Origin of the sequence: Corallococcus sp. AB030, from assembly GCF_003668965.1 — a bacterium.
Taxonomy (GTDB): Bacteria; Myxococcota; Myxococcia; order Myxococcales; family Myxococcaceae; genus Corallococcus; species Corallococcus exiguus.
This window is the reverse complement of the sequence record NZ_RAWQ01000268.1, coordinates 1-11,596: the sequence shown is the minus strand read 5'-3', so window position 1 is coordinate 11,596 and position 11,596 is coordinate 1. Positions and strand designations below refer to the sequence as shown.

The 11,596-nt window shown below is 69.1% G+C and carries 9 protein-coding genes and 2 pseudogenes; 3 read left to right on the top strand and 8 right to left on the bottom strand.

The genetic code is table 11. The annotated features are described in order from the left end of the window. From D7Y15_RS39060 to D7Y15_RS39050, 3 genes and pseudogenes are all read left to right on the top strand, one after another. Window positions 1-302 (top strand): annotated as a pseudogene (locus D7Y15_RS39060) (hypothetical protein); the annotation flags it as partial. A 148-nt stretch (window positions 303-450) separates the two neighbouring features. Further along, complete coding sequence (locus D7Y15_RS39055) at window positions 451-831, top strand: helix-turn-helix domain-containing protein (protein WP_120580792.1); 381 nt, start codon at window positions 451-453, stop codon at window positions 829-831. A gap of 28 nt (window positions 832-859) precedes the next feature. Then, the gene (locus D7Y15_RS39050) at window positions 860-1,345 is read left to right on the top strand and encodes a cupin domain-containing protein (protein ID WP_120580791.1); all 486 of its coding nucleotides are present in this window, start codon (window positions 860-862) and stop codon (window positions 1,343-1,345) included. Between the two features lie 3 nt (window positions 1,346-1,348). Here the strand turns inward: D7Y15_RS39050 and D7Y15_RS39045 are convergent, their stop codons facing one another. The 8 genes and pseudogenes from D7Y15_RS39045 to D7Y15_RS39010 all read right to left on the bottom strand — a co-directional run. Next, window positions 1,349-2,062: an immunity 52 family protein gene (locus tag D7Y15_RS39045; protein WP_121755737.1), complete on the bottom strand. Its 714-nt coding sequence runs from the start codon at window positions 2,060-2,062 to the stop codon at window positions 1,349-1,351. A gap of 12 nt (window positions 2,063-2,074) precedes the next feature. Further along, complete coding sequence (locus tag D7Y15_RS39040) at window positions 2,075-3,424, bottom strand: restriction endonuclease fold toxin 5 domain-containing protein (protein ID WP_121755738.1); 1,350 nt, start codon at window positions 3,422-3,424, stop codon at window positions 2,075-2,077. A gap of 89 nt (window positions 3,425-3,513) precedes the next feature. After that, entirely contained in the window at window positions 3,514-6,363 is a 2,850-nt protein-coding gene (locus tag D7Y15_RS39035; protein WP_121755736.1) for an Ig-like domain-containing protein, read from the bottom strand. Between the two features lie 259 nt (window positions 6,364-6,622). Then, window positions 6,623-7,426 (bottom strand): exopolysaccharide biosynthesis glycosyltransferase EpsA, encoded by an 804-nt coding sequence (epsA, locus tag D7Y15_RS39030; RefSeq protein ID WP_120580787.1) that lies wholly within the window; start codon window positions 7,424-7,426, stop codon window positions 6,623-6,625. A 10-nt stretch (window positions 7,427-7,436) separates the two neighbouring features. After that, window positions 7,437-9,593, bottom strand: coding sequence for a GH44 family glycoside hydrolase EpsB (gene epsB / locus D7Y15_RS39025; RefSeq protein WP_121755735.1), 2,157 nt, complete (start codon window positions 9,591-9,593; stop codon window positions 7,437-7,439). 66 nt (window positions 9,594-9,659) lie between these two features. Further along, window positions 9,660-10,196, bottom strand: a complete 537-nt coding sequence (gene epsC, locus D7Y15_RS39020; RefSeq protein ID WP_169822113.1) for a serine O-acetyltransferase EpsC — start codon at window positions 10,194-10,196, stop codon at window positions 9,660-9,662. A 5-nt stretch (window positions 10,197-10,201) separates the two neighbouring features. After that, a complete protein-coding gene (epsD, locus tag D7Y15_RS39015) occupies window positions 10,202-11,239 on the bottom strand; it encodes an exopolysaccharide biosynthesis glycosyltransferase EpsD (protein WP_121755734.1) in 1,038 nt (345 codons plus the stop codon). After that, window positions 11,236-11,596, bottom strand: a pseudogene (locus D7Y15_RS39010) (hypothetical protein); the annotation flags it as partial. The pseudogene D7Y15_RS39010 and the gene epsD, both read right to left, overlap by 4 nt.

Below are 11,596 nucleotides of genomic sequence, written 5' to 3'. Positions count from 1 at the left end.
GGCTGGGGGTGCACCTGGTCATCGCGGCGGGCTGGGGCGTGGTGTACGCGCTGCTGGACGCGATGCTTCCGTTGGACGGGCGGGGGCGCTGGGAGTTCCAGGCGGCGGTGGGGATGCTCTTCGGCATCTTCGTGTGGCTGGTGGACTTCCAGCTGCTGGGGCGCGGCTACTTCCCCTGGTTCCTGAGCGTTCCGCAGTTCCTCCAGATTGTGTGGCACGCGGTGTTCCTGGGGCTGCCCATGGCCCTGCTCTTCACCGCGGCCGAGCGCCGGCGCGCGCCCGTGCCCGAGCCCACCCCCTGAGAGGGGCAGGATGGGCGTTTCATAGGGGACGTCCCGGGTCGGATGTGGGAGGCGGAAAAAACGCCAGAGGTAAGGTGACATGACCCGACCTTCAGGGTTATGCCCAGCGCCCGGTGCCATGGAGGCGCTTCGCACCCGGGACAAGGGCATGGACACGGAACTGGCGGGAATCCTCGGCGCGGCGGCACGGAACGTGCGGGTGAAGCTGGGTCTGACGCAGGCGGACGTGGCGGACCGCATCGGCATGGCGTCGGAGGTGTATGGCCGGCTGGAGCGTGGCCACATGCTGCCGAGCGTCCAGAACCTGCGCCGTCTGTGCGTCGTCCTGAACATCCCGCCGCATGACCTGCTGGGGTTGGGTGAGGAGTTCGCGGCGCCGCCGCCGAAGGAGAAGCCCCGGGTGCGGACGGAAGAGGACGTGCCGGAGATGCGGCGGCTGATGCGCAACCTGCGGAGGCTGACGCCGGTGCAGTTGAAGCTGATGAACCTGGTGGCGTCCGCGATGCAGCAGCAGAAGAAGAAGCCCTGAGGGGACGTGGCGTTAGACTGTGCCCACCATGGTTGAAGAGCTGGTGAGGAGACTGGACCTCAAGCCCCATCCCGAGGGCGGCTACTACCGGGAGACCTACCGCGCGGCGTTCCAGGTGCAGACGCTGCGGGGACGCAGGTCCGCGGGGACGGCCATCTACTATCTGTTGCAGCGGGGGGAGTTCTCCGCGTGGCACCGGGTGGTGGGCGCGGACGAGCTGTGGCTGTTCCACGACGGAGAGCCGCTGGCGTTGCACCTGGTGCACGAGGACGGCCGGGTGGAGTCCCCGGTGTTGGGCCGGGACGTGACGCAGGGCCATCAGCCGCAGGTGCTGGTGCCGGCGGGGGTGCTGCAGGCGGCGGAGTCGCTGGGCGCGTACACGCTGGTGGGCTGCACGGTGTCGCCGGGGTTCGAGTTCGCGGACTTCGAATTGCCGGAGGAGGAGGCGCTGGTGGCCCGCCACCCGGCGCACGAGGCGCTGCTGAGAAGGTTCTCGAAGGCCGGGCGGCGGTAAGGCTCAGGTGCCCCAGGGGCGAAGCGGGGTGAGCAGCCCCGCCGCCTGGAGGCGCGCCTGGACGTCGGCGGCGAGCGCGACGTGGGCGGGGTTGGAGACGGTGAACTTCTCCTGGGTGAGGGTGATGAGCGTGCCCCGGTCCGGGACGTGCTCCACCTGGACGGAGGAGGGCAGCGGGGGCACGGGGCCGCGGAAGTCGGCGAGGTAGGTGACCCAGCCGACGTAGGTGTCGGAAGAGGGCGCTGCCACGAGGTCCCGGTGCTGTTCAGAGGTCGCCAGGGCGAACTCGGGTTTCCATGCGAGCGCCATGGCACGCACCACGCGGGCCATGACGGGCGCGGTCAGCACCCGCTCCGCGACCGGGCCTCGGGCTGGCGGTTCCAGGACACACACCGAGTTCACATGAGGGGATGAGCTCCCGCAGAAGCCGTTGACTGCGGAGGTCTCATCCTCGTTCTCGCCCGCCCAGAGCCAGAAGTTGGAGCTGTCGAGAGACCGATTGCTCTTCCGGCCGAGGAGCTTCGTCAGGGTCGGTGCATCCGTCTGGACCTGAAGCTTGCGAGCCTCTTCGTACGAGTCCGCCGCTTCATGCCAGCGGTTCCATGAAGGCTCGAGCGGGCCGAGCTCCCGGAGGAAGGCTTCCAGGTGCCGGGCGCAGTCCTCCACCGGTTCGGGCCGGGCCAGCCAGTAGCAACCCGCGTAGTAGGTCTCGGTCATGGCTCGGACTCCTCAAGGGACGGGAGGCAATGGAGAGATGTGCACGACTTCAATCTTGAAACGGAGACGGCTGAAAGCCGCACGGAGGAAATCCGCGAAGGGTTGCTCCGCCACGATCCAGCGGATGCGCTTTCCTCCCGCCAATGCCAGCTGACGCCGGGCCTGAGCGCGAAGTCCATCGAACCCAGTGAAGAACTTCTTCATCTGCGCATCATTCTCAAGGAACTTCGCGTAGCCCTCGCCCTTGGCCTCCAGCAGCAAATCGTCGACCAGGTCGTAGCCGTCGAAGTCGACCTCTTCGTCTCCTACCTTGACCCGGTACGCGGACCCCTTCGGCGCTCCAGTCACCTGGGCCTGATAGTCGCGGGCTCGATTGGACATCGCCTCATTCACCTGCACCCACTTGCCTGGGCCTCCGCTGTTACTCGGAGGAGGCGGGCCCATCGTGGCCATGGCCACCGCCGTGGACGCGAGCGTCACCTCCACCACTCCGTCCACCACCGCCACCGCGCTCACGTCCAGCACGCGCGCCGGGTTGAAGCCCGCCTGTGTCGAGCCCAACCGCACCGCGTCCGGGAAGCGCGGCATCAGCGAGAGCGCGGATGACAACCCCACCGTCACGCCGTGACTCACCAGCATCGTCACCGCGAGCACGAAGACGCGCGCCACCTCCGGCCCCAGTGCCTGCGCGAAGACCTCCGCCGCCTCTTCCAATTCCTGGAACGTCTGCGCCCGGTCCGTCGCATCCTTCAACGCCCCGCACGCGCGAACCACAGCAAGGAACGACTGCACACCCACGTACGCCAGGAACACGGCGGCAATCACCGCCGCGGCCTTGGTGAACACAGGCTCCGGAGCCGCGGCCAACACCACCCAGGACGCAATCGCGCCCGACACCACGGACACGAAGAACTCCGGATTCAACGTGCCCTGCAACGCTTCACCGATGCTCGCGCGCAGAGGGTCCAGCGACATGCCCACCGCGAGCGTCAGCCGGTCCAACTCACTGAAGCCCGCGCCATCCTCCAGCAACGACAGACAGTCCCCCGGAGCTTCATGCGCACGGCACCACCTTCCGTACCCGTCCCGCAGCATGAACCCGAACCCCAGGTCCAGCTGCGCTCCCTTCTTCGCGACCGTGCGCACCACCCTCGGTGACCGCACCGTCAGCGGCACCTCCAATACCAATCGCGCCAGCGCCGCCTCGAAATCCCGAGCACTGACCGGCACGCGCCGGTCCCAAGTCTCCGGCGCATACGTCGTAGTCCCCCGTTTCGTGCGCAACCGCACCGTAGGCCCGCTGGCGCAGCCCGTGAGCAGCACGAACAACAACATCCACACGCTGGCCCTATGTGCACGCATGCCCAACAGCATGCGCCCCAAAGACAACGGGGCGGAAGGCCCGTGAGGACCCTCCGCCCCGAAGGGGCACCACCGTCAACGACAGACGGCTAGTTGTTCTTCACCGTGAAGCTGAAGCTCTGGATGACGAAGTTGTCCACCGCGTCCGTCATCCACACGTCCACCGTGTGCGTGCCATCCAGCAACTCATGCGTGTCCAGCGACGCGGTCCACGTGCCGTTCGACTGGAGCGTGCCGGCGCGGATGCCCGACCCGTCCCGCGTGAACGCCACGTTCTTGATGCCGCTCAGCGCATCCGTCACCCGCGCCGTCAGCGTCACCACGCCACCCACCGTACCGCCCGGAGCCGGCGTCACCAGCGTCGCCGTGGGCGCCTGCGTGTCGTAGCGCACCGTGCGCGTCACGCGCGTCGTGCGGCCCGCTTCGTTCGTCGCGTCGATGGTCAGCGTGTTCACACCCGACGCCAGCGTCACCGACGTCTGGATTTCACCGCCGCCGCGCGGCAGCTGGAACTGCTGGTTGCCAAGCTTCACCGTCGTCGCGGACACGGACGACACGCGAATCACATACGGCAGTGCATTGTTCGCGCGAGGCCCGAACGTGGCCCCGTCCGCCGTGTCCGTCGTCACCGTGGGCGAGCCGGAATCCACGAACACATGCACCACGGCCTCCGTCACGTTGCCCGCGGAGTCCGTGGCGCGCACCAGGATGCCCTGCTCGCCGAAGTTCGGCAGGCTCACCGGGTGCGTCACCGAACCGGTGCCGAACTCCAGCAGCGTGGTGTTCACCCACTGCGTCTCCACGCGCGTCGGCGTCTGCTCGTCAATCTGGCTGATGACATCCACCAACCCGCCCACCACCTGGCCAGACACCGGCGACTGGATGGTGATGACCGGCGCCACGCGATCCACCGTCAGGTTGATCTGCTTCGTCGTGACACCGCCCAGGTTGTCGCGGCCCGTGAGCTGGATGATGTTCGGCCCCTCCACCAGCTCCACCGGCACGTAGACCAGACCGCCGCTCAGCTCGGGGTTCACCACCACCGGGGTGCCGCCGTTCACGATGAAGGCCGCGTAGGTGATGACCGCGCCGTTGGTGGCCGGCTTCACGAAGCCCCACGCGTTCAGCGTCGTCTCGCGGAGGAACGCGGGCTGGTTGCCCATGATGACCTCCGGCGGCGTGTACGGATAGGCATTGATGTTCAGCGTCTGCGCCGCCGTGCTGCCCAGCAGGTTCGGGTTGGCCGGCTGCAACGTCACGCCGGAGTACACCGCGCGGTAGTCCTGCGCGCCCGTGGCGGTCCACGTGTCCGTCGCGATGCTCCACGGCAGGGAGAACACGCCGTCGCCGTCCGCGTCGTCATCCGCGCCAATCGCCACGCCCGCCACGAAGAAGGTCACCACGCCCTTCAGCGGCCCCGCCACCACGGCGTTGTTCGACGCGTTCCGCACCCGCGCGGACAGGAGCGTCGCCTGGCCAATGGTCACGCTCGCGTTCGCCGCCGGAGTGACGATGGTCGTCGTCGTCGCCACGCCCGTCACCGGAGGAGGCGGAGGCGTATACGTCCGCGCGCGGGCGGAAGCGGACACACCCGCCGCGCCACCCGAGGCCGCCGTCACCGTGACGTCCGCCAGGAGCGAGGGCAGCAGCTGCGGCGGTGCGCGCACCGTCAGCGTCACCGTCGTCTCCGCGCCGGACGCCAGGAACACCGTCGGCTTGTTCAGCGTGGCCGTCCAGCCGGGCAGGCCGCCCGCCGTGCTCATCGTGTACGTGTCCGCCTGGTAGCCGTGGTTCTTCACCTTGAACGTGTAGGTCGTCTCCTGCGCGGCCGGGTCGTAGATGGGGAACATCTTCGTGTCCTCGCCCACCACGGACACCTCCACGCTGAAGTCGCCGAAGCACGCCAGGCCCAGCGACGCGAACGTCGTCGGGATGTCCCGCGCCGCCGACCCCGGCTCCCAGCCACCGTCCGCCGCCTGCTTCGTCTTCAGCCATTCAATCGCGTTGAACAGGCGCGCGTTGCTCGCCGGCTCCTTGCCCGCGAGGCACAGCGAGTACACGGCGATGCCCGTGGCGAAGTCGTCGGACGCATCGCTCGGCAGGCGACCCCAGCCCTTGCCGCTCACGGCGGGCATCGCGATGAGCTGGTTCGCCAGCGTCTGGATGGTGGTGGTGTTCACGCCATTGGCGCCCGCCCCCGCGGCCTTCAGGCCCACGATGGCCCACGACTTCTGGAACGTGTACGGCATGCCGTCGTCGAAGACGCCCGTGGTGGCCGTGTTGATGTTGGCCCGCAGGTACGCGGCCGCCTTGTCGATGGCCGCCTGGTACTGCGCCGCCTTCGCCGGGTCCACGCGCTGCTTCGCCTGCGCCAGCGCCACGATGTATCGCGCGGTGATGGGCACGTTGCCGTGGTTCACCGGCGTGCCGCTGTGGTCCTCGTTCCACCGGCCGCTGGACTGCTGCATGCCCAGCGCCCAGTTGGCCGCCATCACCAGCGCGCTGCTGTACTGCGTGGACACGTACTGGTCGAAGCCCGCCAGGCCGAACGACGCCCAGCCCGTCTTGGAGTTCGGGTACGCGGACCCCTGATACAGCCAGTGTCCGGAAGGAAGCTGGTCCGTCTTGATGCGCGCCGTGATGGCGTCCAGGTTCTGCTGGAGCGTGCGCCCGTTGGTCGCCGTCTGCGCCATGTTGTAGCCATTGGCCTTGGCGCTCGACAGGCCGAACACCGCCGCGCCCTGGCGGTGGCACGCGATGCAGTTCTCGTGCGTGGTCCAGTTGGCCACGTCCGCGCTCAGGAACTGGATGGCCTTCTGCGTGGCCTCCGTGTTGGTGGCGGCGGCCGCCGGCAGGCTGAAGGCCGACAGCAACACCACCGCGAACGTGACGAGTCGCGCCGCCCAACGGGGCGACGAACGGGATACGGCTGATGACATGAGGGAACGTCCAGGGGCCTACGGGTGGGCACACCCGGACGCGAGGCTCAGGGCCCCCAGCGCACACCCCGGCCCGTCCACCCGCGCCTCACCTCCGCGCCCCGGTGATCCGAAACCCGCGTCCGGCTGGAAGAAGCACCCCGCGAAAGGCGTGCGGGGCTAGAATACTCAAGTTTGGCTGTAACTGTCCAGGGAGGGGCAAAGCGCCCAAGCCTTAGAAATCAAGGACATACGGCCAGTCGTGCGAGTCCCTCGGGACTCAGCCTTCCTGTGAACCGCGAGTGCGCTTCCACAGCTCGCGCAGCAGGATGATCCCGAACTGGGAGTCATTGAGGATGTACCGGCGCCACAGGCGCTTGGGCTCGTGGGTGAGGCGGTAGAGCCACTCGAAGCCGGCCTTGGCGATCCACTCGGGGGCGCGCTTGGCGGTGCCGGCGATGAAGTCGAACCCCGCGCCAATGCCGATGGCCACCGTGGGCCCCAGCTTCTGGGCCACCTGTGAAATCCAGACCTCCTGCTTCGGGCTGCCCAGCGCGACGAAGAGCAGGTGCGGGTCCTGCTCCCGGATGCGCGCGACGATGGGATCATTCTGCGCGTCACCCGCGTCCAGGTTCACCATGGGCGAGTCCCAGCCCACCACCTCGATGCCGGGGTACTCCGCCTGGAACTGCTTGCCCACCTTCTCCGCGACGCCGGGGCCCGCGCCCAAGAGGAAGATGCGCCACTTGCGCTCGGCGCCCATCTTCACCAGCGGGAGGATGAGGTCGGAGCCGGCGATGCGCTCCGGCAGGGACACGTCCAGCATGCGCGACGCCCAGACGATGGGCATGCCATCGACGACCGAAATGGTGGCCTTGGAGTACGCGTCGCGGAAGCGCGTGTTCGTCTCCGCGAGCACCACGTGGTCCACGTTGGCGGTGAAGACGTAGCCGCCCTGGTGCGCGTCCACCAACTCGCCAATGGCCGTGATGGCCTCCGGGAACGTGAGCTGGTCGATGGTGAGCTGGCCGATGTTCAGGCGCGGGCGAGGGGAAGCGGCGGCGGGGGCGTGTACGGTGGTCAAGGCGTCGTCTTCACTTCACCGTGAGGTCCAGCACGGTGATGGAGTAGGGGGGAAGGCGCTGCGACAGGGTCTGCTCGGCCTGCTTGCCGGTGGCCTGTTCGGTGAAACCGCCCGGCGCGCCCGAGTACCCCATGACGCGCACGGTGTTGAGCGAGCCGCAGCCCTTGAACTCCAGCTGCGCCTGGGCGGCCTGCTCGGGGTCGAAGTTGAGCAGCACGGCGGTGAGCTTCTTTCCGGACGCGTCGCGGGACGCGAAGAGGCTGGTGCCTTCCGCCGCGGTGGTGGACAGGCCGTTGTCCTGGAAGCGGCCGCCGCGCCCGTCGAAGTCGCGGTACGCGCGGAACGCCCAGAACGTGGGGCTGTTCTCCGCGGGGTACTGCCAGAAGAACGCGGACGTGAGCCCCTGCTGCCCGAAGCGGCCCAGGGCCTCCGCCTGCGCCAGGCCGCCGCTCATGTGCTTCATGGCGCCGAAGTTGTACTCGCCAATGGACACGCCCCGGCCGGGGTAGTTCTCCGAAATCCACTGCTTCACGCGGGGGATCAGCTGGATGGGCTCGGCGATCCAGGACTCGTCCTTGTAGGTCGGATCCCACAGCGCGCGGGTGGAGCGGATCCGCCGCGCGTTGGTGTCGGGGTCGGTGGCGCCCTCCAGGCCCAGGCCCACGTTGGTCTGCGGGTAGAAGTGCACGTCCACCACGTCCAGCAGGCGCACGCCGGTCTTCTTCTCGTGGTCGCGCAGCTCGCGCAGGTACCAGGGCAACAGGGGCACGTCGCCGTGCGCGCGGCGGTCCGTGTACGGCGGGCGGCCGGGAGCGAAGTCCGCGGCGGACCAGAAGTAGTTCGTCCAGCCCCACTCCGCGGGACCGGCGATGACCGCTTCTGGATCCGCCTTCCGCACGGCGGTGCCGTACTCGATGGTGCGCTTGAGCAGCTCGTCGTAGGTGAGCGGCTCAGGGTGCACGTCCCGGTGCGTGGAGCTCCAGAGGGCGGGCTCGTTGTCCAGGATGTACATGTTCACGCCGCGCTTGGCGGCCTTGAGCGACTTCACCCACTCGGAGATGAACTCCGGAGGGGCCTGCACGCTGGTCGTCGTGGGAGCGCCGGGGACCAGGGGCGTGCCGTCGCGGCGCACGCCGTTGCCGCCCGCGGGGTCGGTGTCGTCCTGGGCCTGCTGCGGGCCGAACGAGGACACCGGGAAGCCCACGGCGGACGTGTCCTTGGCCACCCAGCCGATGAGCGGCAGCGTGAGCGCGGACTGGACGTTGTTCTTCCGGTTGGACTCCAGGAAGTCATCCGCGCCGAAGCCCAGCTGCACGTTGCGGAAGTACCAGTCGTTGCCGGTGTTCCACGCGCGGCCCAGCTTCCAGTTGTAGCGGGACGTGGGGTTGCCGCCCCAGCGGCGGATGGTGGCGCCCAGCTTCCACTGGTGCGTGTCCGTCGTCTCCTTGTTGCCGTCCAGCGCGATGCCGTAGATGAGCGGGTTGATGGGCTTGGACGGCGCGGAGCAGTCGATGATCATCTTCGACTCGCGGCCGTCGCCCCGGCCCATGCGTCCACCGCCAGCGGCCCGAGCAGCGGCCACGTCCGGCGACAGCGGCACCAGGGCCACCTTGTCGAAGAGCACCCAGTCCCGGCCTACCTCCTTCGACGCGCGCAGCACCAGGCGGTCGAAGGGCTGACTGCGCGGGTTGAGGATCTCCATGGGCACGACGACCTCCGCCCACTCGCGGTCCTTCTTGACGATGAACTCCGGGCTGATCCGCACGTGCGGGAACGTCGCGGCGCCAGGGGCATCCAGGCGCACGTCCAGGAACTCGCCGTAGGACTCCGGGGCGGTGAAGCGGAAGCTCAGCGCGCCATACGCGCCCGGGAGCTTGGGCCGGTAGAGGATCCACCCGCCGTAGTTGAACATCCGCAGTCGCGCGGGCGCGCCCTTCGGAAGTTCGCGAGGCGCCCAGCCGATGTCCTTCCATCCGGCCTGGATGCCCCCGTCGTACACGGCCACCGTGTCCGTGGCGGCGGGCTGCGCGGCGGGCGCCGCGTCCCCAGCAGCAGCAGCACCCTTCGTCGAGCCCTGCTGCGCCATGGCCACGCCCGCGCCGCCGCCCAGCACCGCGCAGGTGAGGATGACGGTCCGCTTCCACCGTCCGTGCTTCGTCTCTGCCATGACCTTCCTCAACGCATCCCCCGGAACGAACCCGGTACAGCGGATCAACGAACGACGGCGCGACGGTTACAGCGGGACCTCGTCCAGGTCCTTGCGCGGGAAGATGCGCGCGGGGATGCCCACCGCCACGCTGTCCGGCGGCACGTCCTGGAGCACCACGGCGTTCGCGCCAATGCGCGAGCGAGCGCCAATGCGCACGGGGCCGAGGATGCGGGCGCCCGCGCCAATCCAGACGTCGTCCTCGATGGTGGGGTAGCCGTTGTCCTTGGCGGTGCCCACGGTGTTGTTGCCGTAGAAGCGCACGCGGTCGCCGATGCGCGCGTCCCCGCCGATGACGACGCCCAGGCTGTGCACGAAGTACACGCCCTTGCCCAGCGTCACGTCCTTGCCGATTTCGATGCCCATCACCGCCGTCTGGGCCACGCGCAGCACGTGGTTCACCAGCGGGATGTGGAAGGCCAGCGCCGCCTCCCGCGCGCGGTTGAGCGCGGTGATGCGGTACGAGTCGCTGGTCAGCACCACCTTGGCGATGGACTTCGCGTCCGTCGTACCGGTGGCCGCCTTGGCCATCTCCAACGCGTCCGAGATGAGGGCTCCGAACATGGCTTTCATCCTTGGGGATTTCCCCGGCCCTGCAGGTAGCGAGCGAGGCCCTTGGCGACGCCCACCCAGCCGCCGGCCTCCGTGCGGGCCCCGCGCAGGTACTCCATGCCGTACGCCACGGAGGTGCCCGCGTACGCGGCGCCCGTGAGCCCCAGCTTGTCCGCCACGCTGGAGGCCTTCACCACGGCCTCGGTCAGCCGGCGCGACGCCTCTGGGGCCACCACCGCGGAGGCGAGCAGCGGGCGCGAGAGCAGGTTCGTCTCGAAGAAGAGGCGCCAGGGGTTCACGCCCTTCACGTCCGGGTGCTTCACGGAGACGTGGGTGTCGAACATGCCGTAGCGGTGGGCGCGGCGGATCCACTTCTCGAAGCTGACGTGGTCGCTGCCGTGCAGCACGTACGCATCCGGCGCGAAGAGGAACGCGCAGCCAGCCTTCTCCAGGCGCACGCCCAGCTCCACGTCCTCGGACTGGCCCAGCGTCTTGTCGAAGCCGCCCACGCCCACGTAGTCCGCGCGGGGGAAGGACACGTTGCCGGTGTACAGGTGGTTGCCGCGCGCCTTCACTCCGGGGACGGAGAGCTCCTCCGCCATGCGGTTGTTGAGGTGCGCGTACCAGCGCTCGAAGAGGGGCATCTCCCCGATTTCGGGATCCGGCCGGATGCGGCCCAGCACCACGTTGCGCGAGCCCTGCGGATGGTGGGCCAGGTGGCGCGCCAGGAAGTCGGAGGCCACCTGCATGTCGTCATCCGTGACGAGCACCGTGGCGCCCCGAGCGGCCAGCACGCCCCGGTGCCGAGCGGCGGCGGCGCCCGCGTTCTGCTGCACCTCCACGCGCAGGGTGTAGGGCAGCTTGAGCTCGGAGAGCGGGCCCTTCACGTCGGAGGCGGAGCCGTCGTCCACCACCACCACCTCGAACTCCTCGGGCGGCAGCGTCTGGCCGGCCAGCTGCTGGAGCAGACGGGTGATGAGGGGCAGCCGGTTGTACGTGGCGATGACGACGCTGAGCCGGGGGGCCGGGACAGCGGGGGAGTCGGAAGGGCTCATGGCTTCTTCTTCTTGGCGGCGTCAGCGGCGGCGCGCTTCTGCTTCTTGGTCGGACGCGGGAAGGTGACGCTGCCGGCGAAGCGGTCCTCGCCCACCAGGGCGAGGGTCTTCTGCGCGGAGCCGAAGTCCGTCTCGCCCAGGGTGACGACCAGCAGGGCGGTGTCCGCGGCCAGGGCCAGCGGGAGGCTCGCCGGGTGGGTGATGAGCGAGTCGATGACCACGATCACGCGCTCGCCCTGCTCCACGCGGCGGCGCACCTCCTGGACCATGCGCGGGGCGCCGGCGGGCTCGATGCCGGTGGCGTCCACCAGGCGCAGGGGAGGTTCCGGGTAGGGCGCACCGGCCTCCATCAGGGCC

Excerpts from the sequence above, each read along its gene's own strand:
- epsB (WP_121755735.1), bottom strand. The coding sequence starts at position 9,593 with ATGGCAGAGACGAAGCACGGACGGTGGAAGCGGACCGTCATCCTCACC.
- D7Y15_RS39035 (WP_121755736.1), bottom strand. The coding sequence starts at position 6,363 with ATGTCATCAGCCGTATCCCGTTCGTCGCCCCGTTGGGCGGCGCGACTC.
- D7Y15_RS39045 (WP_121755737.1), bottom strand. The coding sequence starts at position 2,062 with ATGACCGAGACCTACTACGCGGGTTGCTACTGGCTGGCCCGGCCCGAA.
- D7Y15_RS39040 (WP_121755738.1), bottom strand. The coding sequence starts at position 3,424 with ATGCGTGCACATAGGGCCAGCGTGTGGATGTTGTTGTTCGTGCTGCTC.
- D7Y15_RS39050 (WP_120580791.1), top strand. The coding sequence starts at position 860 with ATGGTTGAAGAGCTGGTGAGGAGACTGGACCTCAAGCCCCATCCCGAG.
- epsD (WP_121755734.1), bottom strand. The coding sequence starts at position 11,239 with ATGAGCCCTTCCGACTCCCCCGCTGTCCCGGCCCCCCGGCTCAGCGTC.
- D7Y15_RS39055 (WP_120580792.1), top strand. The coding sequence starts at position 451 with ATGGACACGGAACTGGCGGGAATCCTCGGCGCGGCGGCACGGAACGTG.
- epsC (WP_169822113.1), bottom strand. The coding sequence starts at position 10,196 with ATGTTCGGAGCCCTCATCTCGGACGCGTTGGAGATGGCCAAGGCGGCC.